Consider the following 23649-nt stretch of genomic DNA (forward strand, 5'->3'; position numbering starts at 1 on the left):
GATAAACACAATTCCCCGTTTCTTGTGCAAACATGAGATGTTTACACTTCTCATATCGGGCATTGATATTTATCTCTAAATGAAATTAACCTTAAGATTTGGGCATAAAAAAACCGCCTAAATTAGGCGGTTTTTTATATAAGAAATAAATGAAGAATAAGATCTTAGAATTCGTCTGAGTCGTATTCGCTGATTGGAGCGTGCTTGATTTTACCAGCAGCGATCTCTCTTAGAGCCGTTACAACTTCTTTGTTTTTAGACTTAACTAGAGGCTCAGCTCCTTCTCTTAGTTGCTTTACTCTCTTAGTAGCTAGGTGAACTAGCTCATATCTGTTTTCTACTTTTTCTAAGCAGTCTTCGATAGTAATTCTTGCCATTGGATTGTCTCCTAAAGCCGATTGGGGCTAAAAATAGATTTACGAACTTTAAGTTATAGTCTTAATGCCCATTTTTGTCAATTCAGCGAAGAAATGCTCCAGTGGAGCATTTCTACTACTTTTGAATAAATGAAAAGACTTGCGTCGTTTTTAAGAGCTCGCTGAATAAAGTAACTCTAAGATTCCAGCTTTTTATACAAAGCATCAATCTCTTTAGCGTAAGTTTTCAGGATAACCTTCTTCTTAAGCTTCAGGGAAGGTGTAATCTGGCCGTTTTCGACCGTAAAATCACTCGGTGCAATAAAAAACCCTTTAATACTCTCAAAGCTGGCCAGCTCTTTGTTTACGGTATGGATCTCCTGGTCGACGATCTCATAAACTTTCGAGTCCTCAGCGAGCTCTTCATAGGTTCTGCCGCTCACGCCGTCATCGCGGAAGGCTTCGTGATCGATACTGATAATCGCGACCAAGAACTTTCTCTGGTCTCCGACAACCATGGCATTAGAAATATGTTTTTGCAGTTTAAGCGTGTTCTCAATTTTTTGAGGGGCCACGTTTTTCCCTGCGCTGGTAATGATGATGTCTTTTTTTCTGTCGGTGATTTTAACGTAGCCTTCAACAGTAAGTTCACCGATATCGCCAGTGTAAAGCCAGCCGTCTTTAATAGCCTCTTTTGTGGCTTCTTTATTTTTGTAGTATTCCGTTAGCATCGCCTCGGTCTTCACCATGATCTCGCCGTCTTCAGCAAACTTCACTTGTACATCACCGAGAGGAAGACCAATCGTTCCCGGAATCTGTCTCACTGGAGGATTTAGGATACAAGGCGCAACTGTCTCAGTCAGACCGTAGCCTTCAAGAATCGTAAGATTCGCGTTTTGCATGAAACGGATAATTTCTGGAGAAATGGGAGCACCTCCAGAAACCAGGAAGCGAATACGTCCACCTAAGCGGTTGTAGATTTTTTCAAAGACCAGTTTATAAGCAAGATTCTTTTGTAAAATCTCATAGGTGCTTGGTGATTTATCCTGATTAATTTTTTCAAAATAATCGTTCGAAGCTTTAAGGGCCCAATCGAAGACTTTCTTTTTAAGGTCGTTTTCTTTCTGGATGTTCTCCAGAACCTTCGAGTAAACCTTTTCAAAGATTCTTGGCACAGCAAGAAGCAGAGTAGGTTTTGCAATTTGAAGGTTGTCGACAACTTTATCAAGGGATTCAGCGAAGACACATTCAAATTCAAAAACTAAGTTTAAGAGAGAGTCACAACGGCCAAAAACGTGTGAGAGAGGAAGGAATGTCAGCGTTCGGTCAGTTGGAAGAATGTTGGTTTTAAGAGAGGTGTACACGTTGTTTAACATAACTACAAAAGCGCGTTGAGAAATCACTGCTCCTTTTGGTTCACCTGTTGTTCCTGACGTGTAAATGATTGAGGCAATATCTTGTGGTTCACTAGCCTCAATTGTTGCTTCAAAAAGCTTGGGAGAGTTTTGCGACTCAGCTGTCCCATTGTCGAGGAATTGTTGAAAACTCTGAAAAATAATTTTATCTGAGAGTTTTTTTACTGAGTATTCAGTGACTTCTTTTAAAGCGACAATATATTTCAAATGCGTAAGGCTGTGCTGGATCTCAAGGATCTTTTGCATTTGAGCTTCATTTTCCAAGATGAGAATTTTTGTTTCACTATGGTTGAGAATGTATTCAACTTCGTGAGCAAGATAAGTCGGGTAGACGGGAGTCACCACCGCACGTGCACACATTGTTGCAAGATCAAAAAAGTGCCACTCTTTAGAAGTCTGTGCCAGGATAGCGACGCGGTCTTGAGGCTGAGTATCTAATTTAATCAGTCCGTAAAAAAACTGACGAACTTTTTGTTGGTATTCATCGTTGTTGTAGAAGTTAAGGTCGTTTCCATCAACCCATCCGATAGCTTTTCTGTGAGGTGATTTCGAAGTCTTTCTAAAAAAGAGTTTTGAAATTGTTGAATCTTTCATCATAAATTGAACCTTTAAATAATTTGCTTAACTTAATTTCGGCATCTTAGTTAAAAAACTTATGCTCGATTTCTGCAGTATCAAGGCATTTGATACTGGAGTATTTTATGCAAGATATGATCTTAATTCTCTCACGTTGTCAGGCCAAGAGAATCTCACCACGCAATAAAAAAACCTTCTTCAGGTTTCACTTCCGCGGTTTTTATAGTGGACTAAAAATTAAGGAAATTCATGTCTACCCTCATCAATCGGTGGCCTTGGATAAGGGTGAGGATTACCTGCTATGGGTTACTTTGAAATGCGTGCGAGAATCTGTGCTGGAAGTGACGTTACTTAAGTATAAAAAAATTGAGTAAATAAAAAACGTGATATACTTTCGAAAAAGAGGACAGACTATGAGTGATGAAACATCGAAAGAAACAACGGCTGAAGAAAGAAAGTTTCTTCATGATATTGCAAATAACATAGTCGTGGCCCATGGAATGACGACATTTGTTCTTCGTACATTACGAGATAACCCGAATGTAGATGCGCGCGAGATTGAGCGCCTGGAAAAAGCGCTCACGGCGATTAATAAAATGACGGAATCAATTCAGGAAAGAAGGGCAGTGCTTCACGCCAATAGCTAAGGCTTACTTAACTTTTACCGTTACGATATCCCCAATCATTAGTTTTCCAACTTCAAAGACTGGTGTTTCTTCGCCTTCTTCAAGCTTATTTAAAACGCCAATGGCAGAAGAGTCCTCGGCATGAAGAACCTTTACCTCACCGATTTTCACACGGTGGTTGAAGCGTTTTTTGCTTTCATACGGATCAAGAACAGAGACTACTCGGTAAACATCAAGGACGCTTCCTTTTTTCACGCCTTGGTTTTTACCCATGTCTACATAGAAGTTCTTTCTGATAATTTCATCTTTATTGCCCATAGGGATGTCTTGAGAAATGCTGTAAATGACGTAGTCTTTAGCAATGGCCATTGAAGCCGTGAATGTCAAAGCAATCATAAAGAGAACTGGTAGCTCAAAAAACTTTTTCATGACTAAACTCGCCGTTATTCAAAGTGCAGTCTTTGAATCTTAGTTTTTTATCGGCGCCAATGCTCACCGAGATAAGAAAGCGCAACGGAGGGAGAGTCAGAGAGGAAAAAGTTGCCTGAAAGGGTGATCAAATGAAAATGATCGGGTATCAGCGTGCTAAACTAAAAATGATGAAAACACTGGTTTTTCTTCTATTCCTTATGTCTGTGGCCATCGCTCATGAAGGTCACGAATCTAATGTTCCCTGCCAGGAACGGATGGCGGTTGTTTTAAATAAAAACGCCGAGACTTTAGATGACAGCGTGAAAAAGGCAGTAAGTTCATTGTCGGCCAAGGATTTCTACAAAAAATTTAAACTTACTAATGGACTGGGCATTAAGGGATCGAGCGCTATAGAAGATGAATCGCTGGATAAAGCGGCGGCCATTATTGAGAAGATGATTTCTAAGAGACCGGATATTAGAAAGAAATTGATTGAACTAAATGCAGAAGTGGTGGTGATCGCTAAAAGTGAGAACTACTGTGATATGCCAGAGGCGCGCGACTTAAAAGACAAGCGCACTTTTGATGGTAGAAGTTTTTGCGATATCTGCGGTGGTGGCGGTGTGATTGGAAGACCAATTACAACGGTGTGTGAAGATAATCTGCTTAAAACCCCAAACGATCCATATCATGGAACAGAAGATATCCTCACGCATGAATTCGCTCACACGATGCACGTCATGGGAATGAATGAAGGTGATCAAAAGAAGTTAACAAAGCTCTATGAAGAAGCAAAAAACAAAAAAATCTTTGAAAAGAACGCTGATAATGAGCTAACTTATATGATGGCCAATGAGCAGGAGTTTTTTGCGTGTTTAAGTGCTGCTTGGTTTGGCGTTCACAATCCAAAGAGCCCTTCAATTTCGCCAGAATTAGTCGACCGAAGCTCCATTAAAGAGAAGCTTCCGGCCGTTTATGAATTTATGAAATCAATATATCCAGAATAGTAATTACTTAACTCGTAAGTACTTTGGGTAGCTCCAGATTAAGTCTGAAGGGCGGTAGTTCTTTACGTAGTCGTGGTAAAGAATGAAGTTTCTTGAGTAGTATTGCATAATCCATGGAAGATCGTCGTTGACGGCTTTTTCCATTTTTTTAATCAATGCTTTCTTTTCTTCACCATCAGGAAGCTTGCTCATCTTCTCGTACATCGCATCGACTTGCGGATTAGAGTAGAAAGAAGCGTTCGGTCCCGGAGGATGATTAGAAGATGTCAGGAGCTGGAAAATGTTTTCAGCATCCGGGTAATCAAGAGTCCAGCCATCCTGGAAGAATTGTAGGTGTCCTGTTCTTGATTTCTCTAAGTATTGTTTAAAGTTGTTTTGAACAATCTTAATTTTAATTCCGATCATGGCCAGCTGAGTTTTGTAATATTCGGCCTGAGCATTACTGATTTTTGATTCTGCTCTCGTATCATAGATCAATTCCGGAAGACCTTTTCCTCCAGGATACCCTGCTTTGGCCAGGTATTCTTTGGCCTTTTCCAGATTGTACTCGTAAGGAAGAGTTGCAGAAGTGTCGTAACCTAAAATTCCTGGGGGAAGAATTGAGTTTGCTCTTTGCCCGGTATTGTTAGTGAAGAGCTGGATATATTTATCCATATCGGCCGCGTAAGCAATTGCCTTTCGAAGGTTCAGGTTCTTTCCTAATAGAGGGTCTTTCATGTTGAAGGCCAGCCACCAGTAAGTCAGAGTGGGCATAGTCTGTAGACGAATGTTTTTTGCTTTAATGTCTTCTCTTAGATTTCCGACATCATCAAAAACTTGAGTGTAGAAATCTTGGGGAAGAACAATGAAGTCTAACTTGTACTGGTTGAATAATTCCCAGCGAGTTTTATTGTCGTTAACCACAACGAACTTAATTCCATCAATAAATGGGATTTTCTCACCACTGTCTTTAAGAAGCCCGCGGCTATTAGCATAGCGGTCTCCTTCAGAAGGGTAGAAGCTTTCGTGGTAGTGTGGGAATTTTGCCAACGTGATTTCTTTGGCCGCATCCATCTTTGTCAGATAGAAAGGCCCGGTTCCAATCGGGTTGTGGCTTAAATCATTTTTATCATGCTCGATAACTTCCAGTGGTACTGGAGAAATAAAACTCATCGACAATTTATAAATGAACTGAGGAGAGGGTTGGGTAAGCTCAATAATTAATGTGTGATCATCTGGAGCTTTGATACCAGAGATTGATGTCGACTTAAATTTCTCGAAGTCATCGCCAACAGTCTTTTTAAACTCATTGACTCCTTTAATGGCCCCATCAACAACCCACCATCCAGTAGAGTTGAGTGGATTATAAGAAAGGCGCTTAAACTGAGTAATGAAGTCCTGAGCTGTTACGAAACGAGGCTGGCCTTTGAAGGCCGGGTGGTCGTGATAGCGAATATTTTTCTTAATCTTGATCACGTAGCGCTGGCCATTGTTTTCAATAACCGGCATTCCTTCAGCGAGCAGAGGCTTTAATTCATAAGGGCGGTTTAAGTAATGGTAGTCGTATAACTGCTCACAGATGTTGTAGATAACCATTCCCGAAACGTTATCGTATGAGTTGACCGGATCGAGGGTTGAGATCTCACTGGTCAGTGCCATATTCAAAATCTTGTCATTCTTAACGGCTTCTTTTTTATTACAACCGTAGAAAAAGGCCAGAACGAGAAAGAGACTATAGACTGCCAGTGATTTTTTCATCTATTACCCTAGTTTAGATTTAAGCACCGTTTTTGCTTGTGGAGCGATCTTCGCTAGAAGGCTAGCATCCCCAGAACCCTGGGCCATGTCTGGCTTTCCACCGCCTCGTCCGTTAACGACTGAAAGAATTTCTTTCAGAGCGTCTCCAGCGTTTAGTTTAGATACGCCTTTTGTTGCGCGAACAAGTACTGTCGCTTTGTCACCGCTAGTGTTGTAAAGAACAACAGCACCGTTTTGGAACTTGCTCACAAACATATCCGAAAGCTTTCTTAAATCGCTGTCTGCTGGAGCTTCAACAATGGCCACATCCACACCGCCGATATTTTCAACGTTGCTGAAGAGGTCTTTAGATTCGCTCGCCATGATTTTGTCTTTAAGGGCTTCGATTTCTTTTTGCTTATCCTTTAAATCTTTAAATAGATTTTCAAGTTTTGCCAGGGCACGCTCCTCTTTATCCATGAACATCCCTTCAACTTTCTTAAGAAGGTTTGATCTATGGCTTAAGTAATTAACCGCTGTCTCAGACGTTGTCGCTTCGATACGACGAACTCCAGTCGCCAGAGATGATTCACTTAAAATTGTGATTAATCCAATGTCCCCAGTGTTTCTTACGTGTGTTCCTCCACAAAGTTCTGTCGAGAAATCACCCATTGTTAAAACGCGGACAACATTTCCGTATTTCTCACCAAAAAGGGCCATTGCTCCTTTTTTCTGAGCTTCATCCATGCTCATATGATCAGCGCTTACGTTGTGAGCTTTTTGGATTTCCTGGTTCACTAAGTCTTCTACTTTCTGGATTTCTTCTTTTGTCATCGCTTGAAGATGAGTGAAGTCGAAACGAAGTTTTTCAGCAGTTACAACAGATCCAGCTTGTTTTACGTGTGCACCTAAAACTTTAATTAAAGCAGACTGAAGTAAGTGAGTCGCTGAGTGGTTTCTCATTGTTAAGGCTCTCGTGTGAGCATCAACTGAAAGTGTATATGACTTTCCAACTTCAAGAGCGTCTGCATCCTTTGAGATGTGAACGTGAAGTCCATCAACTGGTTTTTGAGTGTCATCAATATGAGCTAGAGTATTTTTTCCAGCTTTAACCACACCGATATCACCAACCTGTCCTCCGGACTCGCCGTAGAAGCTGGTTGTATCAAAAACTAGTCCTTTCGCTTCACCCATGTCGATAACGTCCACAAGTTTTGCTTCAACTTCTAATTTGTCGTAGCCTACGAAATTCGTTGCACCATTTTTTTCTTTAACAGCGTGGAAAACTTTATCAGAGTTATCAAGACCTCCTTTCCAAGATTTCTTAGAAAGTTCTTTTTGCTCTTTCATGGCCATTTCAAAGCCTTCATGGTCAAGAGCGATTCCTTGATCAGCAAGATACATTTCTGTTAAGTCGACCGGGAATCCGAATGTATCGTATAGTCTGAAAGCTGCTTTACCAGAGAAAACTTTGTTCGTTACTTCTTTAGCAAGAGCTTCGTTAAGATACTTCAGACCATTTTCCAGGGTCTCTCTGAATTTTCTTTCTTCAAGCTCAAGAAGTTTAACAGCTAGTTCAGCATTCGCCGCATTTTGCGGGTACTCAGCACCAAGTGCTTCAAAAACAGCTGGAACAAGTTTGTAGAAAGAAACTTCTTTTACTCCAAGCTCGTTTAAGTATTTTACTGCGCGACGGATAATTCTTCTTAGAACGTATCCACGTCCTTCGTTAGAAGGAATTGCACCGTCAGTAATAAGCATAGTAGATGAGCGGATGTGGTCGGCCACAACGCGGAAAGCCGCTTTTGTTTTTTCATCTTTTGAGTTTGGCTCATATTTTTTGCCAGAAACTTCTTCGATCTTTCTCATGATGGGAGCAAAAATATCGGTATTGTAGTTGTTATAAACACCTTGAAGAGCAGCAGCTACGCGCTCAAGACCAGCACCGGTATCAATAGATGGTTTTGGAAGAGAGAACTTTCCTTCTGGAGTTTTTTCAAATTGCATGAAAACTAGGTTCCAGATTTCTACATATCTTTTTTCATCTTCAAGAAGATCATTTGGATCTTTTCTCACTAGATCGTGATCCGTGTGTTCTTCACCGTGGTCAAAGAAGATTTCAGAACAAGGACCGCATGGACCAAATTCTCCCATCTCCCAGAAGTTATCTTTATCGCCTTTGTTAAAAATGCGCTCATCTGTAAGACCAGCAACTTTTTTCCAAAGTCCACGAGCTTCATCATCAGAGTAGTGAACAGTGACATAAAGTTTTTCTTTCGGGATTTTTAATTCTTCAGTTAAAAATTCCCAAGCAAACTTAATAGCGTCTTCTTTAAAGTAATCACCAAAAGAAAAGTTACCAAGCATTTCAAAGAAAGTGTGGTGACGAGCTGTGTGTCCTACGTTTTCAAGATCGTTGTGTTTACCACCAGCGCGCACACATTTCTGAATGCTCACGGCACGCTTGTTAGTCGCAACTGCTTTACCAGTAAAATAATCTTTAAACTGGTTCATTCCGGCATTACAGAAGAGAAGAGTTTTATCGTTATGAGGGATTAAAGAACTCGAGGCCACCTTCTCATGCGATTTTTTCGCAAAGTAGGTTGCAAATTTTTCTCTAATTTGTTGTCCAGTCAGTTTTGTTTCCATGTGCCTAATATCCTGTCAAAAGTACACTAAATTGAAGACTTAAGAGTACCATAGAACTTTATAAAACGGGAATGGATTCTCCAATGATAGGACCATGTTTTCAATAGGTTGAAGGCTCGCTGCATTGTTTTTTCACCACTTTTTTACAAAGGACTTCACGGCCGGTGAAAACAAATGTATTTGTTTTGTGAAAAATAATTGTGAAAGGGTTCCGGAGTTAATAAAACTCACTCATCGAAATAACAGTGAACTTATTAATTACAACTGGAGAAAAAAATGAAAACTATCGTACTTGCAATCTCTCTTCTAAGCCTTTCAAACGTATTTGCAGCTTCTGTAAATGACTCTTGGTCATCTCTTAACAAAGACCGCTCTCTTCAAATCGAGTGGCCATCTGCTCAAATGACTCATGGAGTTTGGACTGGTGTTGATTTCCTTTGTCTTGATGGAAATACAATCAGAACTAAAAAAGTTATCGAAAAATGTACAAAATACGCTGTAAAGCCAGGTAAAAACGGTGGAATTTACTGTGCAGCTACTTCAAAAGCTTTCGGTATCGTAAGCAACGAAGTAACTGGAACAAGATGTGTTGAATACAGACACTCAAAAGAGCAAGACGTATGTGTTAAGTACGAAGACTACTCATACGCTCAACCAACTTCTTTTGACGTAGACGTTCTAAAAATCGTTTCTCCAAAAGAAGGAACAACTCGTCACCTTTTCACAAAAGAATACTCAATCTCAGCTTGTGAGTAATCGTTTAAATACTGAAGTGCCCGCGCCCCTCGTGGGCACTTCTTTTAAAATTTAAGGGTAAGAATGGAAACGACAGAACTGCCACTTAGTCTATTTGATTTCACGGATTTTAAGGCTTTCATGTTAAAGAAAGGCCTTCCTTCCGGAATGTATTCGCACGACCATCACAATCTACAGAATTGGTCGAAGCGCTTAGGCTACAAGTCGGCCAGCTCTCTTTCTATGGTTCTTACAGGGGAACGTCTTCCGTCGGAAGATATGATTGACCGTCTGGTTAAAGATTTTAAAATGAGCGGAAGAGAAGAGCGCTACTTTAAGCTCCTTGTCGACCTGGAAAGAAAAAAGACAAAAAACCAAGACGTTAACGAGCACCTCAAACAAATTCAGAAATTAAGTACAGAGAAAAACTCTTACTCAATCGATCTTCAACAGTTCTCAGCTATCAGTGAATGGTATTACATTGCGCTCAAGCAGCTCATTTCTACCGATTCTTTCATTGAAGATGAGAACTGGATTCATAAACGTTTAAGAAAAAAAGTCAGTGTCGGACAAATCAAAAAAGCTCTTAAAGACCTTGAAGATCTTGAAATCATCAAGCGCGATGAAACAAATCGTCTGCGTGTTGTGAAACCAGGTCTTATCACTTCAAATGACATTCCTTCATCAGCTATTAAAAAGCACCACTACGGGATGATGGAGCTTGCTCAGGAAGCTCTTATGGAGCAGGAAGTGGAGCAAAGACAAATCAATAGTACGACAATGAGAATTAAAAAAGAAAACCTTCCAGAAGCAAAGAAATTTATATTTGATTTCATTAAGGAGTTTTCGAGTCGTTTTTCAGAGTTAGAGTCGGAAGATGTCTACCAGATGAACGTACAGTTTTTCGAATTAACAAAACAGTTGAAGCACTAGGGAAGTGAATATGAAAAATATTAAATCGGCCTTGTTACTGATTGCACTTTTTGTTTCTAAAAGCTTAAGCGCCAGTGTTTATCTTCCAGATGAAGATAGAGCTGAACTTAATCAGAAGTTTTTAAAAATCAGCCTTCAAGCAATGAAAGCTTCTGGTGGAGCAGATATTGTTGGAAATGGGGGAGGCGCTGTTGAGCAGGCTTCACTTTATATTTACCGCAGTTTGGATCGCTATATTTCTCAATGTCTTAACAATAAAGATTGTTATCAGAATAGTGAAAGGCGTGAAGTTCTTAAAAAAATCAGAGAAGTTGTTCTTAAAAATAGAGAAGAAAAAAATCGCTTAGTTTTCCTTTCTGGAGAAAACTTCGAAAAATATATGCAAGATGAATTAGACCCGGAAATCCGCGTGGCCAAAACTGGCTTTAGTGATGAGTTCCCGATCTTCATCAACCTGACAGAAGCTCATAATTATCCTAAAGATGCTATTTACTCTTCAATGGTGGCCTTACTTGTTCATGAAATTGGACACCAGGTTGGTGTCGCTTCTCATTCTTTCCTGGATGACCTGGCCTTAAGTGTACGCGCAATGATGGAAGCCAATACTAAGGAGCTTACTTATGATGTTCTTGGCGGCCAATTTATCTTCACTCTTTTTGCCAGCAGCAACCAATACGATTTTGCTCAATACGTACTAGAATATAACGGCGACAAATATGAAGTCCCTTCAATGATGACTGCTTATAAATGCACTAACGGTGACAAACTAGTTGGAGCAAACCTTGATAATATTTATTGGGAAAAAGGAAGAACGGTTAACTATCACTATATCCTCTCTCTTAATGGATGGGGCGAGTTTGCTTGCGAAAGAAAAAATAAGACGGTTTATTTTGAACAGGTCAATGTTCGCTTAACATGGGATTTCACACTGGAGAGGCTTCCAGGTGAAAAATATGTTTTCCTTCTAAATGACATGGGAATTTCTTTAAAATAATTCAGGTTCTATTTCGATTCCGGCGCTGTTGAAATTGCTTTTTAGGATTTTAAAAACAGCTCCGGGACTGTGTCCCTTGCTTAAAGCAAAACGAATCGCTTTTTGGCGTTCTTTGTGAGCTTCTTCTTTATCTTCTGAAAGGCCTTTTAATTTCTTAGCTAGGAGTTTTTTAATCTGTTCAGCTTCACTGACTCTGTGTTCATCAAAGATTTCATAAATATGATCTTCAGAAACATCGAGTTTTTCTTGTTGAAGCTTTTGCTTGATATAACTGGCCGAGTATCCTTTACTCATGAAACCTTTGATTCGTGCTTCTGAGTAAGCTTCTTCACGTAGAAAACCGCGTTCTTTAATCTCGTTAAGCGCAGCTTCGATATCGTTTGCAGGAAACTTTTTCTCACGGAGTTTTTCGCGAAGCTTGTGCTCAGAATAATCTCTCGATGAAAGAAGTTTTACGAGGTAGCTATACGCTTGTTTTGACATTTGTTTGGTTTAAAAACTTTGAAAGTCCCATGGCCTCAAATTCTCGAGGAGAGTGGGACTTCAAAGTCAGTATTTAATTATTGAATGTTCTTTTTAGATTTCTTTGGAGCTTTTTCAGTTTCTTCTTCAAGGATCTCACCAGTTGTTGTGTCAACTTGTGGAGCCGGGAAACCTTCTGCTAGACCAAATTTCACTAGAATCTTTTGTTTGATTTCTTCTAGCATTTCTGGGTTTTGCTCTAGGAAAGTCTTAGAGTTTTCTCTCCCTTGACCGATCTTAGAGTTGTTGTATGAGAACCATGCTCCAGCTTTTTCTACGATACCGTTGTTTGAAGCTAGATCAAGGATGTCTCCAACTTTAGAAATACCTTGTCCGTACATAATGTCGAATTCAGCTTCTTTGAATGGAGGAGCAACTTTGTTCTTAACGATTTTAACTTTTGTTCTGTTACCGATATGAGATTCACCATCTTTAATCGCAGCAGTTCTTCTGATGTCCAGACGTACTGAAGCGTAGAATTTAAGAGCGTTACCACCAGTTGTTGTTTCTGGGTTACCGAACATAACACCAATTTTCATACGAAGTTGGTTGATGAAGATAACTGTACAGTTCGAGCGAGAGATTGATCCCGTAAGTTTTCTTAAAGCTTGAGACATAAGTCTTGCTTGAAGACCCATGTGTGAATCACCCATTTCACCTTCAAGTTCTGCTTTTGGAGTAAGAGCAGCTACCGAGTCAACGATAAGAAGGTTAACAGCACCAGAGCGAACGAGCATATCAGCAATCTCTAGAGCTTGTTCTCCAGAGTCTGGTTGAGAGATAAGAGTGTTTGGGATATCTACGCCAAGTTTTGCAGCGTACGTTGTATCAAGAGCGTGTTCAGCATCTACGAAAGCAACTGTTCCACCTTGCTTTTGGCATTCAGCCGCAATGTGAAGAGTAAGAGTTGTTTTACCTGAAGATTCTGGTCCGTAGATTTCAATGATTCTACCTTGAGGAATACCGCCAACTCCAAGCGCTAGGTCTAGACTTAAACATCCTGTTGGGATGACTGCTAATTTTTCAGTTGCAGTTTTGTTATCTAGTTTCATGATCGCGCCTTTTCCGAATTGTTTTTCAATTGCAGATAGAGCTAGATCAAGGGCTTTTAATTTTTCTGGTGATGGAGCAGCAGATGTTTTCTGTAGTGACATTATTCCTCCGGAGGATCTCAATATGTGTGCTTTAACGCTAACACTCTTGTGGTTATTCGATAACTTAAAACTTATGCAAATTGATCAACTTATAACATAATCAAGTGTTTGTAATTATTAGACTAATGGGGTCAAAACATCACAAATTGATGGCTAAAGAATCAATTTTTTTCTTATATTCAGTTTGTGCGTAAACTTTGCGCAAGTCAAGCGTAAATTTAGCGTAAGTTAGATAAAGTTTAAATATTGGCCGAAAAGGTAGTTAATGCCCAAGTAGACAACTCCGGCATACACACCGCTGACGATATCATCGAGAATAGTTCCCGCACCATGATGCACTTCTTGATCGAAATACGACGCTGGCCAGATCTTCTTAATATCGAATGCGCGAAAGAGAATAAAGAGGACAAAGAGGTGAGCGAGGTTATGTTTTTGAATGAATAACCACGCAGTGGTCATTCCTAAAACTTCGTCGATCACGATAAACTGTGGATCGTGCAGATTGAATTTTTTTTGCACGCTATCTGTGACAAATGAAGAAATCAGGGTCACGATAATAATGAATGGAATGAATAGAAAAAACGGAGGATTAAATCTTCCGATGAAGTAGAGAAATGGAAGCGTAGCAAGAGTTCCCCACGTTCCAGGTGCTTTAGGCAAAAAACCTACACCAAAGAAAGAGAGGAAAAGAATATCTGGTCTTGTTCGTTCTGGTCGATTAGCATCATTCATTACATAATAGTCTAGCTCGATTATTGGATCTTAAAAAGGCTTTAAATGGAAAGACCGAGTTATCTTCATAAATATATGTTCGATTGGGAAATCTTCGACGTCGTTATTGGCGGAAAGTCGGCCCTCGATACAAAGAATTTTCTCGGACCTATGTCTACTATTGAAGAAGTTAACCAGTTTCTTAAAGGCTATGGCCTTGATCCCAACGACCGCGTAGCTAAATCAGAACTCTTTGGAAATTTCCAGGAGGCCATGCAGTTTATTCGCAGGTACTTCTTAAAAGAAGGAAACCCGGATGGGCTGGATCTTAAAGTTCCCAATTCACTTTTGATGATTTCGGATATCAGCCAGCTTTTTTTGATGGCGACAGACGACAACATCGTTAAGAAAGAAGATAAGCTTTGGGCGGAAGTTGTTTTAAAAGTTATGCATACAATTATGCACGCTGATAAAGATCTTCGTTCGAATTACTTTAATATCGTTCAGACTCAGATCTTTGATCGTTTCTATAAATATGTTTTTAGAAGTGATGATGACAAACTCTTTATTGGAGTCAGAGGAACTGATGACCGCGTGCCTTTAGTTGATTTTGAAACAAAATCTAAAAAGACCCGTGAGAGTGTTATCATTAAACTTCTGCATAAAGCTGAAAACGTAGCTGAAGAACTCTTTGATAGAGTTGGTGTGCGTTTTATTACTCACACTCGTTTTGATTCTCTTAGGTTGATTCGTTTCCTGATGGAAAAGAACATCGTTATTCCTCATAACAATAAACCAAGCCGTGCGATCAATACCATGATCAATATGCCGAAGTTTAAAGAGTCTCACCAATCACTTTTAAAAATGGCCATCAGAAACAATCTTTCTGAAGAGCGTTTTTTAGCTGCGATGGAAAGAGCGGCAGTAGAAGCACAGCTTGAGCCTTCAGAGAATGAGAGAAACAAACATACCTCTAAAGCTTATCAGTCAATTCAATTTACTTGTCGTCAGTTAATTGAATACAAGAATCCCTTCCTTCAGGAATTTAATGACCTAAGAAGAATTGCTAAAAATTCTCATCCGGAAGAAAACGAGCTAGCCCGTAGAGTTCTCAATATGGACATCTCGCTGGTGGCCAGAGATATTCGTTTCTTCTATCCATACGAAATTCAAGTTGTAGATCAGGAAGCTTTCAAGGCGAACTCACAAGGGGAGGCTTCTCACCAAGAGTACAAACGCCAGCAGGTGAGATCAGCAATGAAGCGCGTCTTCAAATCTATTATCGAGTACAAACAAATCGAAATCTAAGCTTTCAGTGATTTTTTAGTGAACTGATTGATCCTGTAGTTGATCATGTCGGGGAAATCCGCCTGAGGCACGTGCGAGCCATTTTTAACGATGTAAAGCTGGCTATTAGGCAGATGCTTCGTCAGGATATTCTGAAGATAATTGGGAATGATTTTATCTTTGTCACCGCCAATAACTAATGTCGGAGTCTGGATAGATTCCAGATGATTGATAACATCGTGGTCATGCATTAGTTTTAAAAGGTGAAAGAAGAGTGTTTCTGGAAGTTCGCTGATCTTTTTCATGTAGAGCTGAACGAATTCCATCTCAACTTGTTTTTTGTTGAATCCACCATCAAAGATAGCGTACTGAGCGATCGGGTTTTTAAAAGAGTGCTTCCACACTGACTTGTAAAGTTCCGGGTACTTTTTAGTGAAAGCTTCAATATAAGGCATAGTGATGTCGACAATGTTTGAGTCGAACATAATGTCCTGTGGAGGAAAGACTGTGCCGGAGATAAGCACCTGAGCGCTCACATCTTCAGGATAGCGGCGGGCATGCTCAAGACAGATATTCACTCCCATGCTGTGGCCAACAAACAGAGTTTTTTTGATATTGAGTTCAGCTAAAAGTTCATGAAGATCTTTAGCGATGTTGGGGAAGTTGCAGGTTTCCAGATCGCCGTCACCAGATGAGGCAAAGTGGAAGCGGTAATCGTGTAAAAGAATCTGGTAGCCTTGTTCTTCAAAAAATGGAATCTGGTATTTGAAGTGATTATTGCTGCAAAGTAGACCGTAGATAAACACTACCACCGGTTTTTCCGGATTGAATTCCTGCAGAGTGAAGTTCGTGTTGTAAAAGAGACGAATTCCATCGCTGGTATAAAAATAGCTAGGGTGGTTTTTCTTAAACATTTTGGTTTTTCTCTTCTACTTCAATCAACACTTCTTCAATGAAGTCCAGGGCAAATCTCAGCTCGCTGGCATTGGCGGCAAATCCTTTAAAGGCTTCGTTCAGGTCTGTTTCGTCATTGGTCTGGGCAAAGACGTGGATCTTAATTTTGTTTTCACCAAAGGCGATCACATCATTAGGACGGATTTTTAAAACACCGCTGATTTTCTTTCCGTTTACAAAAAAGAAAGGGGCGCGGGTTAAACTCTTCACGATAAGCCCTGGTCCATTTTTATCCTGAATAATCTGAATAGTCATGTACTGAAGCGGAAGTTCTCTATCCAAAAAAATGAGGTCATTTTTTTTTGATCGGCCAATATGTATATGATTAAACTCAAACTCGTAGAGTCCGACAGCAAGGGGATCGCTAGAAGTCAATATTTCAAGATGTATCATGACTTTGATTATAGCAAATCACAGGATTTTTACAGCCGGCATTTTTATTTGATGGTGTACATTGCTCGGGTATTTTTGAGACTCAATCAAGGTTTGTCCGGCGAAACCTGGACACAAAAAGGCCTGTCTCTAAAGATGTCCATAAGAGTGAAGCTGAATGATTAGGATTGATTGACGACAAAAAAAAGAAACGACTAGGATGGCGTCTCATTAATAACTTGTCACAGGAGACACACATGTTAAAAGCTGTATTACTTGCTACTCTAGTTCTTGGTTCAACTCTATCTTTCGCTAACGAAGCAGACGTTAATGACGTAGCTTTCGAAGCTGTAGAAACTCTAGCTGTTGACTGTCCAGCTAACTACGAATCTCAACCATACTACGTTTGGAGCAAAGAGCTTCGTAAGTTCGTATTCGCAGGATACAAATGCGTAAAAGTTATCGATCACAAGAACTAATTAATTCCCCCCTTGCGAATTAACTAGTTGCCGGCAGAGATAGATTGTTTCTATCTCTGCCTTTTGCTATTTTTACTCCAGAGCTTCGCCTTCTCTGTTACATTCAGGAATAATATAATCTTTTGAGAAGAGCTTGTAGCTGCGGTCTTTTGATTTCGCCATAACATCAATTTCATATCTCAGAGGGATTTCTGCTTTTACGCTGATTTCTTCTGCATTTCTTTTCTTTGAAGGGATTTTAGCCATGTAATTGCGGCTTCTTTCAAGAACTTCATAACTGTCTTTTTTATCGTCGCCAGTATAAATACTGCGGGCATTGATAGTTCGAAGAGTATCTCCATTCACACAAACTTCCATCACATCTACGGCAACCGTAATTTTCTCCTGAGAAACGAAGTGAATTTGAGGAGAGGCTATTTCCAGTCTCGGCGAGCGTTTGATTTCGCTCCATGAAGCACTAAGTGTACTTCCACCATGGCTTCCTCCAACACCTGGAAAGGCAGATGAAGTAAAACCTAGTACAAGAGTCATAAGAATCAATGATATTTTCATTTTTCGACCTCAATATTGAGAGAGTCTGTGGTCATAAAGGTAAATGCCCTTATTGACCCAAGATTATTTTTATTTGAAGAGAGTGCAACCTTTTTCCTAAAGGCTTCCTGATCTATTTTAAGCCATTGTTTATAAGCTTCATCCGAAAGACCTTCGGCATATAAACCCATAAAGTTCTGATCAAGCAGGTCGCCATTGATTTTTTTGACGTGATTTAAGGCAAGATGAGTTCCTAAATTGATAATGCTTTCGGGCCCAAAATTGGCCTGATTTTTACCTAATTCATAGACCTCAAACCCACTTTCTTTTAAGACCTGCTGTTTAAGCATTTTTTCTAAGATACTTAAACCGTAATGGCCAAAGCGAGTGAGCAGTTCTTTTTTGCTAAGTGGACCTGTTCCACAGAGTATATAGATTTCCCCGAAGACTGGATTTTTTGCCAGTTCCTGGTCGATGCCAGAGCTGAATGTAATTTGCTCTGTCAGGAGTTGGGGATTAGATTGCACGAGATAATTTTTAATTACTTCTGGAGCGAGGTCCAGGATTTTTGCATCATCATTTTCATCCAAGATGTAGCGGTAAAGCTTGAAGATTGTCATGTAGCTGGCACGATTTTCTTCGTTGAGAAGCCTATTGAGAGTTTTTTCGTGAATGGATGTTTTAACCGAGATGATTTTGAGACCTTTTTTAGGGTCTTTAAACTGGGCCAGAAGGTCTTTTAAGTCGGCAGCAACTTGCGAGACGACGGGGTCTTTTTTTGAGAGAGCTGGAAGAGGCTTGGCCCCAAGAGATGTTTCAATCACTATTTCCATGGGATTGGGTATAGCAGATTTTTGCGGTTCAGAGTTGGGTCTTATAAAAATTACTTATTAAACTGTTGTAAAAATTCGTGAATCAGATGAAAACTTCTCCAGAAGCCTGTTGATATCCGGGTCCTGGGCCTTAATTAACTCGAAGGCATCTTCGCGTGCCTGATAAAGAATATCGGCATGTAAAACAATATTGGCCAGGCGCTTTTGAGATAAACTTCCGGATTGATCTGTTCCAAAAAGATCACCTTCTCCACGCAGTTTTAAGTCTTCTTCAGCGATTTTAAATCCGTCAGTATTGTTCTCAATAACCTTGAGCCTTTCCATTGAAAGGGTAGAGATCTTTTTGTCATTAACTAAGAAACAAAAACCTGGTTTATCTCCACGGCCTACGCGTCCGCGCAGCTGGTGAAGAGAAGAGAGTCCAAAGCGCTCAGGGTTAATGATGGCCATAATGGTGGCATTTAAAACGTTGATCCCAACTTCAATAACGCTGGTTGAAACCAGGATATCGATGTAGTGGGCCTTAAAGTCGGTGAACATTTTTGCTTTTTCATCCGGCTTCATCTGACCGTGCAGCCCCTCTACGCGGTATTGTGGGAAATACTTGCGGTATCTCTCCAGGGTGTCCGTCAGGTTGTGAAAGTCCTGTTCCGCACTTTCATTAATGGCCGGAACAACGACATAAACTTGCTCTCCTAATGACAATCTTGTCATCAGGAAGTTTAAGTATTGCTGGTAGGTCTCTTCAGTCACGATTCTGGTTTTGTGGCCTTTGCGTCCACTTGGCATGGTTTTAATAGAAGAGATATCCAAGTCTCCATATTGTGTTAAGCTCAATGATCTTGGAATAGGAGTCGCAGACATAATCAGGCAGTGAGTGCCTTGGCCTTTGCTCGTCAGTTTTATTCTTTGATCCACACCAAACTTATGTTGTTCATCAATGATCGCAAGGCCCAGTTCTTTAAACTGGATAGTTTCTTGAATCAGCGAGTGTGTCCCAATGATAAAGTCGATGTCTCCGCTTAATAAATCAGCCTGGATTTGCTTTTTTTCCTTTGCAGGGGTTGAGCCCAGGATCAGACGGAACTTCACCGTGTCGTCGCCAAAAAGCTCTCTGGCAGAAGCAAAGTGTTGCATGGCCAGGGCCTCTGTTGGACACATAAGTGCAGTCTGGCCGCCATTTTCTATAACTATCATGGCAGCAATCATAGCGACAGTTGTTTTACCACATCCAACATCACCTTGAACCAGTCTCATCATCGGGTGCTCACTTTTTAAATCGCGGCGGACGTCGTGAAGAGTTTTGGCCTGATCAACTGTCAGTTCATAAGGATAGAGTTTGGCGAATGAAGAATAGACTTCTTCGTTCACTTCATATTTTTTAGCTTTTGGTTTTTTTAAGTATTTTCTTCTGAGATAAATCTTTAGTTGGTCTTCAAAGAATTCCTCATAGATCAGACGGCCTTCAGCCCGCTTTTCTAAATCCGCATTAGGTTTGATTTTAGCGTGGATGACCTTGAATGAGTCTCCAAGCGAGAGGAAATTGTTTTTTGATATCAAACTCTTTGGCAGAGTCTCTGGAATATTGTCCCAAAGATGCTTAGGGATTTTATCAATGAATTTTTTAACCTGCACTCCGGGAACAGTGTTAACTGTCGGGTACTGGATTTTAAGTTCGTTAGAAACAGTGACAAAAGGAGAAGGATCATCCGGAGTTTCCAATGGGAAAAAATCCGGGTTGGCGAATTGGTGTTGGCCGTTAAAAACAGAAGCTTCACCCATGAATTCGATATATGTGCATTTAGAAATTTTTGAAGTGACTGAGCCGTATGAGTTAAACCATTTCAGAGTCAGGATTTTATCTGAGAGTAAATCCTGGACGTGCACCATGATGTTATAGAGCATGGCCTTGCCGCGCCCACGGATGCGGAAGTTGGGTTTTGCCTGGACATTTAAAACCTTAGCGCGTCCGATGAAAATGCGCCCTTCTTCGATGTATTCAAAACTGCGAAGGGGAGGTAGTTCGACAACTCTTAAGGGGAAAACCCAAAGGAAGTCAGAAATTTCAGTGATGCCAGCGAGAACGAGTTTTTCGTAGGATTTTTTGGAAGCTTTACCCAGCAGGTCTTCAAGACTTGAAGACCATGCCAGTTCTTTCTTTGATGATTTTTTCTCAGTCAACGAATTCAAATGATTCAATCTCGTATTCTACGTCACCCTTTGGTGCTTTAACGATAACTGTATCGCCTTCTTCTTTTCCGATAAGCGCTTTACCCAATGGGCTGTTGTATGAAATTTTATTGTCGCGGATATCTGATTCATCTTCGCCAACAATTTTATAAGTGATATTAACGTTTTTTTCTACATCTAAAAGAGAAACAGTTGCACCAAAAACAACTTTTGTACTTTTGATTTTGCTGACTTCAACAACGCGCGAGCGCGCCAGGATACCTTGAAGTTGAGCGATTCGCCCTTCAATGATTCCTTGTTTTTCTTTGGCTGCATGGTATTCGGCGTTTTCTTTTAAGTCACCCAGTTCACGGGCTTCGGCAATCGCCACTTTAAGCTCTTCGCGCTCAACTTTAACAAGTTGGTTAAGCTCAGCCTCTAGCTTGTTTTTACCAGCTAATGTGATTGGCAATTCATCCATGGTCGTAATCCTATTTTTTAAAAAGTGAAGCTGCGTTGTTAATTAAGTCTTCCTTTGATGTCCCAGCTTGAGATCCATCTGAAAGATTGAAGTAGTCACAAAAGTTGGCCTTTTCTTTATCGACGATTCTATCGGCGTTTGATTCGCGGCACTCGTTGTAAACCTTCGGGTCATAGAAAGTACACATTCTACAACAATGCAGGCTCGTAGAGCAATAGGGGCACTCCTCAGTTCTGACGATCTTAAAAGCACCTAAAATGGGAATGGTTTTATGACAGTGATAACAGGTAATATTATTCATTTACTCAACCATTATGATTAAAAGGTCCATTGCTGCACAAGACCTAATTTAATATCCGAAAAATTGATCTGACTTTGCGATGCTTCCGGGCTGAAATAAATCTTTGGAAGATTGCGCTTGTTGTACTCTTCAATCGCTTTGTTCAAGTTGGCCTCGTTAGAAACTTCCAGTGTTCGTGCCACAAGAAAGTTCACCAGGATAGTTGTTGTCCCGGCAATGATAAAAAGCCTGCGGTCTTCAGAATTAGAATTAAAGAAACCGTAGAGCAAAAGCCCTGTTCCCGCCGTTCCTAATACAGCTGAAGGCCAGCGGATGCCTGAATTTTTTTGGTAAGTGTTGAGGTACTGTAAAGCAATTGGATCTTTTTGCAAATGGTAGCGAAGACCTTCGCCTTTTTCAGAAGTGTTTGAATCAATCAGGACTTCCTGATAGTTGATAATGGCCACGCGCGAGCATGTTTCAACCGCGTGAGCACTGATCGAACTAAAAATAAGCAAGAAAATCAAAAAAACGCGCAAAATCACCTCAATTGTTATTATTTTCGATTATAATATAGGCACATCTCATTCAAAAGGTTTTTTCATGGATTTGATTAAGGCTGGTATTGGAATTTCAAAAACAATCAGGAACGTCGGTAGACTTCAGGAAATCGTCATGGTTTTTGCCAGACACGGTTTTGATGAATTCATCACGAAAAATACTACTAATAAAATACCAAATTTTGTTTTACCTAAATCTAAAAAAACGATCACAGAGGAACTTGCGGATAAGTCGGAAAAAGATTGGAACCAGGTGTTGGGATTTCGCCTGCGCAAATGTTTCGAAGAGCTGGGGCCGGCCTTTATTAAGTTCGGTCAGTTACTAAGTTCCCGCGACGACCTTTTCCATCCATCTTTTCTCGAAGAAATGAGGATGCTCAGAGACAAAGTTAAGCCGGTCGAATTTGAAGATGTAAGATCCAGCATTGAAAGAGCTGTTGGTAAAAAAGTTGAAGATGCATTTAGTTCATTCAAAAAAGAAGCGATTGGCACGGCTTCAATCGGCGTTGTGTATAAAGCAGTGTTGCACGATGGAACTCCGGTGGTTATTAAAGTTAGACGCCCGGGAATTGAAAAAGAAATTGAAACAGATTTCTCTATCCTGATGTTTCTTGCTATTCAGGCAGAGAGAGTCAGCAAAGAGCTTAAGTATCTGGGGATCTCTCGTGTTGTAAATGACTTTGCCCTGACACTTCACCGTGAATTAAACTTTCATGTTGAGGCCCTTAACTGTGAGCGCTTAAGAAAGAATATTGAAAAACATGATGATCAGAAGATGTATTACATCCCAAAGGTTTTCAAAGAGTATTCGACTGAAGACGTCTTGGTTATTGAAGAGCTCATCGGTATTCCTTTCTCAGACAACGAAGCGATTCTTTCAAGAAAGAGCGAAGTGATTCCTAAAATGGAGTACGGAGTAAGGCTTTTTTTAAAGACGTTTTTAAAAGATGGCTTCTTTCACGCCGATCTTCATGGGGGTAATTTCTTTTATCTTGAAGATGGAAAAATTGGTCTGATCGATTTTGGTTTGATGGGAAGTTTAAGTAAGAGTGGACGTCATCATTTTATTGCCATCATTTATGCAATTCTTTCATACAACTACGAAAACCTGGTTTATGAATTTTTAGATGTCGCAGAATACGAGACAATCCCGGACACAGACGCTCTTATCCGCGACGTACGCGAATCATTAAGTCCGTTTGTTGGGCTTTCGGTAAAGCAGACAAATTTCTCTGATCTTTTAGCCGTTGTTTTAAGCACGCTCAAAAAACACCAGATATATCTTCCTCGCGAATGGTACATCATCTTTAGAGCTCTGATCACTCTTGATGGCGTAGGAAAACAATTGGGTATTGACCTGAATATTTTCGGAATCCTTGAAGGAGATATCGAAGAAATCATCGAGAGCACTTTTAGCAAAGATGAGCTTTTAGAAGAAGCTGCCTGGGCCGCGAGAGATTTAACCTCTACAATGCGTGTTCTTCCACGCCATATAAAGTGGTTCCTGCGCGATTTCGCTAAAAAGGGCTATGCTATTGAAGTCAAAAATACCGGATACGAAAGAGAGTTCAATGCTGCTGTTGGGGCCATCACTTTTATGGGGTTTGCTCTCGTAGCTTCAGTCATGTTCTTTTCTGGTATCTTTATAATAGGAGCAAAAGACATCTCTCACTGGAGCCAGATTCCGACAGGAAGCTGGATTATGTGGAGTCTGGGTATCCTATTGTTCTCTTCAGGTATTGCCAGCCTTCGCCGCTAGGGAAAGCTGGCCAAAATCTCCATTGCCAAGAAAAAGAGTCGTCTAAAAAACGGTCAAATTTCATCGGGCATTCATCGTTTCAACCGCTTAGGTAGGAAAAACATGGTTGTTGTTTACCCCAATCACATAAGCCCTTAAA

Annotated in this window: 25 protein-coding genes; 9 read left to right on the forward strand and 16 right to left on the reverse strand. The window is 40.3% G+C overall.

The features are described 5' to 3' along the window. Positions 1-164: 164 nt before the first annotated feature. Together rpoZ and ACN20O_RS08865 are read right to left on the reverse strand one after the other, a co-directional pair. Entirely contained in the window at positions 165-377 is a 213-nt protein-coding gene (gene rpoZ, locus ACN20O_RS08860) for a DNA-directed RNA polymerase subunit omega (protein WP_102241957.1), read from the reverse strand. 176 nt (positions 378-553) lie between these two features. Continuing rightward, on the reverse strand, positions 554-2368 hold the full coding sequence (locus ACN20O_RS08865; RefSeq protein WP_491639124.1) for an AMP-dependent synthetase/ligase: 1815 nt from the start codon (positions 2366-2368) through the stop codon (positions 554-556). 104 nt (positions 2369-2472) lie between these two features. On the opposite strand from ACN20O_RS08865, the gene ACN20O_RS08870 reads away from it, so the two are divergent. Further along, complete coding sequence (locus tag ACN20O_RS08870; RefSeq protein WP_491639126.1) at positions 2473-2721, forward strand: hypothetical protein; 249 nt, start codon at positions 2473-2475, stop codon at positions 2719-2721. A 39-nt stretch (positions 2722-2760) separates the two neighbouring features. After that, entirely contained in the window at positions 2761-2994 is a 234-nt protein-coding gene (locus ACN20O_RS08875) for a hypothetical protein (protein ID WP_491639128.1), read from the forward strand. A 3-nt stretch (positions 2995-2997) separates the two neighbouring features. Here the strand turns inward: ACN20O_RS08875 and ACN20O_RS08880 are convergent, their stop codons facing one another. After that, on the reverse strand, positions 2998-3402 hold the full coding sequence (locus ACN20O_RS08880) for a hypothetical protein (RefSeq protein ID WP_491639130.1): 405 nt from the start codon (positions 3400-3402) through the stop codon (positions 2998-3000). 131 nt (positions 3403-3533) lie between these two features. Between ACN20O_RS08880 and ACN20O_RS08885 the strand changes: the two genes are divergently transcribed. After that, positions 3534-4391 (forward strand): hypothetical protein, encoded by an 858-nt coding sequence (locus ACN20O_RS08885; protein ID WP_491639132.1) that lies wholly within the window; start codon positions 3534-3536, stop codon positions 4389-4391. 3 nt (positions 4392-4394) lie between these two features. Here ACN20O_RS08885 and ACN20O_RS08890 read toward each other — a convergent pair whose 3' ends face one another. Both ACN20O_RS08890 and alaS read right to left on the reverse strand, forming a co-directional pair. Next, complete coding sequence (locus ACN20O_RS08890; protein ID WP_491639134.1) at positions 4395-6128, reverse strand: ABC transporter substrate-binding protein; 1734 nt, start codon at positions 6126-6128, stop codon at positions 4395-4397. A 3-nt stretch (positions 6129-6131) separates the two neighbouring features. Next, complete coding sequence (alaS, locus tag ACN20O_RS08895) at positions 6132-8756, reverse strand: alanine--tRNA ligase (protein WP_491639136.1); 2625 nt, start codon at positions 8754-8756, stop codon at positions 6132-6134. A gap of 276 nt (positions 8757-9032) precedes the next feature. On the opposite strand from alaS, the gene ACN20O_RS08900 reads away from it, so the two are divergent. The 3 genes from ACN20O_RS08900 (at position 9033) to ACN20O_RS08910 (ending at position 11418) form a co-directional block, all read left to right on the forward strand. Then, on the forward strand, positions 9033-9512 hold the full coding sequence (locus ACN20O_RS08900; RefSeq protein ID WP_491639138.1) for a hypothetical protein: 480 nt from the start codon (positions 9033-9035) through the stop codon (positions 9510-9512). Between the two features lie 63 nt (positions 9513-9575). Continuing rightward, positions 9576-10424 carry a TIGR02147 family protein gene (locus ACN20O_RS08905; RefSeq protein WP_491639140.1) on the forward strand — a complete coding sequence of 283 codons (849 nt, stop codon included), beginning with the start codon at positions 9576-9578 and terminating at the stop codon, positions 10422-10424. Between the two features lie 10 nt (positions 10425-10434). Then, on the forward strand, positions 10435-11418 hold the full coding sequence (locus ACN20O_RS08910; protein ID WP_491639142.1) for a hypothetical protein: 984 nt from the start codon (positions 10435-10437) through the stop codon (positions 11416-11418). Here ACN20O_RS08910 and ACN20O_RS08915 read toward each other — a convergent pair. From ACN20O_RS08915 to ACN20O_RS08925, 3 genes are all read right to left on the reverse strand, one after another. Then, complete coding sequence (locus tag ACN20O_RS08915) at positions 11410-11901, reverse strand: regulatory protein RecX (protein ID WP_491639144.1); 492 nt, start codon at positions 11899-11901, stop codon at positions 11410-11412. The two genes, ACN20O_RS08910 and ACN20O_RS08915, sit on opposite strands and share 9 nt — an antisense overlap. Positions 11902-11978: 77 nt before the next feature. After that, on the reverse strand, positions 11979-13094 hold the full coding sequence (gene recA / locus ACN20O_RS08920; protein WP_102241969.1) for a recombinase RecA: 1116 nt from the start codon (positions 13092-13094) through the stop codon (positions 11979-11981). A gap of 228 nt (positions 13095-13322) precedes the next feature. Then, the gene (locus ACN20O_RS08925) at positions 13323-13826 is read right to left on the reverse strand and encodes a phosphatidylglycerophosphatase A family protein (RefSeq protein ID WP_491639146.1); all 504 of its coding nucleotides are present in this window, start codon (positions 13824-13826) and stop codon (positions 13323-13325) included. A 75-nt stretch (positions 13827-13901) separates the two neighbouring features. Here ACN20O_RS08925 and ACN20O_RS08930 point away from each other — a divergent pair, with 75 nt between their 5' ends. Next, a complete protein-coding gene (locus ACN20O_RS08930) occupies positions 13902-15113 on the forward strand; it encodes a TIGR04552 family protein (RefSeq protein WP_491639148.1) in 1212 nt (403 codons plus the stop codon). On the opposite strand, the gene ACN20O_RS08935 is transcribed toward ACN20O_RS08930, so the two are convergent. Together ACN20O_RS08935 and ACN20O_RS08940 are read right to left on the reverse strand one after the other, a co-directional pair. Further along, positions 15110-16006, reverse strand: coding sequence for an alpha/beta fold hydrolase (locus ACN20O_RS08935; protein ID WP_491639150.1), 897 nt, complete (start codon positions 16004-16006; stop codon positions 15110-15112). The two genes, ACN20O_RS08930 and ACN20O_RS08935, sit on opposite strands and share 4 nt — an antisense overlap. Then, positions 15999-16328 carry a hypothetical protein gene (locus tag ACN20O_RS08940; protein ID WP_491639152.1) on the reverse strand — a complete coding sequence of 110 codons (330 nt, stop codon included), beginning with the start codon at positions 16326-16328 and terminating at the stop codon, positions 15999-16001. The genes ACN20O_RS08935 and ACN20O_RS08940 overlap by 8 nt, the downstream gene beginning before the upstream one ends. Before the next feature lie 347 nt (positions 16329-16675). Between ACN20O_RS08940 and ACN20O_RS08945 the strand changes: the two genes are divergently transcribed. Then, entirely contained in the window at positions 16676-16897 is a 222-nt protein-coding gene (locus tag ACN20O_RS08945) for a hypothetical protein (protein ID WP_491639154.1), read from the forward strand. Positions 16898-16969: 72 nt separating this feature from the next. Here the strand turns inward: ACN20O_RS08945 and ACN20O_RS08950 are convergent, their stop codons facing one another. Genes ACN20O_RS08950 through ACN20O_RS08975 form a run of 6 tightly spaced genes read right to left on the reverse strand, consistent with a single transcriptional unit; the run spans position 16970 to position 21730 of the window. Then, positions 16970-17449 carry a hypothetical protein gene (locus ACN20O_RS08950; RefSeq protein WP_491639156.1) on the reverse strand — a complete coding sequence of 160 codons (480 nt, stop codon included), beginning with the start codon at positions 17447-17449 and terminating at the stop codon, positions 16970-16972. Continuing rightward, positions 17446-18261 carry a hypothetical protein gene (locus ACN20O_RS08955; protein WP_491639158.1) on the reverse strand — a complete coding sequence of 272 codons (816 nt, stop codon included), beginning with the start codon at positions 18259-18261 and terminating at the stop codon, positions 17446-17448. The genes ACN20O_RS08950 and ACN20O_RS08955 overlap by 4 nt, the downstream gene beginning before the upstream one ends. Positions 18262-18318: 57 nt before the next feature. Continuing rightward, on the reverse strand, positions 18319-20460 hold the full coding sequence (locus ACN20O_RS08960) for an ATP-dependent DNA helicase RecG (RefSeq protein ID WP_491639160.1): 2142 nt from the start codon (positions 20458-20460) through the stop codon (positions 18319-18321). Next, positions 20435-20911: a transcription elongation factor GreA gene (gene greA, locus ACN20O_RS08965; RefSeq protein ID WP_491639162.1), complete on the reverse strand. Its 477-nt coding sequence runs from the start codon at positions 20909-20911 to the stop codon at positions 20435-20437. The genes ACN20O_RS08960 and greA overlap by 26 nt, the downstream gene beginning before the upstream one ends. Before the next feature lie 10 nt (positions 20912-20921). Continuing rightward, a complete protein-coding gene (locus tag ACN20O_RS08970; protein WP_491639164.1) occupies positions 20922-21212 on the reverse strand; it encodes a hypothetical protein in 291 nt (96 codons plus the stop codon). 17 nt (positions 21213-21229) lie between these two features. Next, entirely contained in the window at positions 21230-21730 is a 501-nt protein-coding gene (locus tag ACN20O_RS08975) for a hypothetical protein (RefSeq protein WP_491639166.1), read from the reverse strand. A gap of 64 nt (positions 21731-21794) precedes the next feature. Here ACN20O_RS08975 and ACN20O_RS08980 point away from each other — a divergent pair, with 64 nt between their 5' ends. Continuing rightward, positions 21795-23510: an ABC1 kinase family protein gene (locus tag ACN20O_RS08980; protein ID WP_491639168.1), complete on the forward strand. Its 1716-nt coding sequence runs from the start codon at positions 21795-21797 to the stop codon at positions 23508-23510. Positions 23511-23649 lie beyond the last annotated feature (139 nt).

This window comes from Bacteriovorax sp. As-1, assembly GCF_058446905.1.

Excerpts from the sequence above, each read along its gene's own strand:
- rpoZ (WP_102241957.1), bottom strand. The coding sequence starts at position 377 with ATGGCAAGAATTACTATCGAAGACTGCTTAGAAAAAGTAGAAAACAGA.
- ACN20O_RS08865 (WP_491639124.1), bottom strand. The coding sequence starts at position 2,368 with ATGATGAAAGATTCAACAATTTCAAAACTCTTTTTTAGAAAGACTTCG.
- ACN20O_RS08870 (WP_491639126.1), top strand. The coding sequence starts at position 2,473 with ATGCAAGATATGATCTTAATTCTCTCACGTTGTCAGGCCAAGAGAATC.
- ACN20O_RS08875 (WP_491639128.1), top strand. The coding sequence starts at position 2,761 with ATGAGTGATGAAACATCGAAAGAAACAACGGCTGAAGAAAGAAAGTTT.
- ACN20O_RS08880 (WP_491639130.1), bottom strand. The coding sequence starts at position 3,402 with ATGAAAAAGTTTTTTGAGCTACCAGTTCTCTTTATGATTGCTTTGACA.
- ACN20O_RS08885 (WP_491639132.1), top strand. The coding sequence starts at position 3,534 with ATGAAAATGATCGGGTATCAGCGTGCTAAACTAAAAATGATGAAAACA.
- ACN20O_RS08890 (WP_491639134.1), bottom strand. The coding sequence starts at position 6,128 with ATGAAAAAATCACTGGCAGTCTATAGTCTCTTTCTCGTTCTGGCCTTT.
- alaS (WP_491639136.1), bottom strand. The coding sequence starts at position 8,756 with ATGGAAACAAAACTGACTGGACAACAAATTAGAGAAAAATTTGCAACC.
- ACN20O_RS08900 (WP_491639138.1), top strand. The coding sequence starts at position 9,033 with ATGAAAACTATCGTACTTGCAATCTCTCTTCTAAGCCTTTCAAACGTA.
- ACN20O_RS08905 (WP_491639140.1), top strand. The coding sequence starts at position 9,576 with ATGGAAACGACAGAACTGCCACTTAGTCTATTTGATTTCACGGATTTT.
- ACN20O_RS08910 (WP_491639142.1), top strand. The coding sequence starts at position 10,435 with ATGAAAAATATTAAATCGGCCTTGTTACTGATTGCACTTTTTGTTTCT.
- ACN20O_RS08915 (WP_491639144.1), bottom strand. The coding sequence starts at position 11,901 with ATGTCAAAACAAGCGTATAGCTACCTCGTAAAACTTCTTTCATCGAGA.
- recA (WP_102241969.1), bottom strand. The coding sequence starts at position 13,094 with ATGTCACTACAGAAAACATCTGCTGCTCCATCACCAGAAAAATTAAAA.
- ACN20O_RS08925 (WP_491639146.1), bottom strand. The coding sequence starts at position 13,826 with ATGAATGATGCTAATCGACCAGAACGAACAAGACCAGATATTCTTTTC.
- ACN20O_RS08930 (WP_491639148.1), top strand. The coding sequence starts at position 13,902 with ATGTTCGATTGGGAAATCTTCGACGTCGTTATTGGCGGAAAGTCGGCC.
- ACN20O_RS08935 (WP_491639150.1), bottom strand. The coding sequence starts at position 16,006 with ATGTTTAAGAAAAACCACCCTAGCTATTTTTATACCAGCGATGGAATT.
- ACN20O_RS08945 (WP_491639154.1), top strand. The coding sequence starts at position 16,676 with ATGTTAAAAGCTGTATTACTTGCTACTCTAGTTCTTGGTTCAACTCTA.
- ACN20O_RS08950 (WP_491639156.1), bottom strand. The coding sequence starts at position 17,449 with ATGAAAATATCATTGATTCTTATGACTCTTGTACTAGGTTTTACTTCA.
- ACN20O_RS08955 (WP_491639158.1), bottom strand. The coding sequence starts at position 18,261 with ATGGAAATAGTGATTGAAACATCTCTTGGGGCCAAGCCTCTTCCAGCT.
- greA (WP_491639162.1), bottom strand. The coding sequence starts at position 20,911 with ATGGATGAATTGCCAATCACATTAGCTGGTAAAAACAAGCTAGAGGCT.
- ACN20O_RS08970 (WP_491639164.1), bottom strand. The coding sequence starts at position 21,212 with ATGAATAATATTACCTGTTATCACTGTCATAAAACCATTCCCATTTTA.
- ACN20O_RS08980 (WP_491639168.1), top strand. The coding sequence starts at position 21,795 with ATGGATTTGATTAAGGCTGGTATTGGAATTTCAAAAACAATCAGGAAC.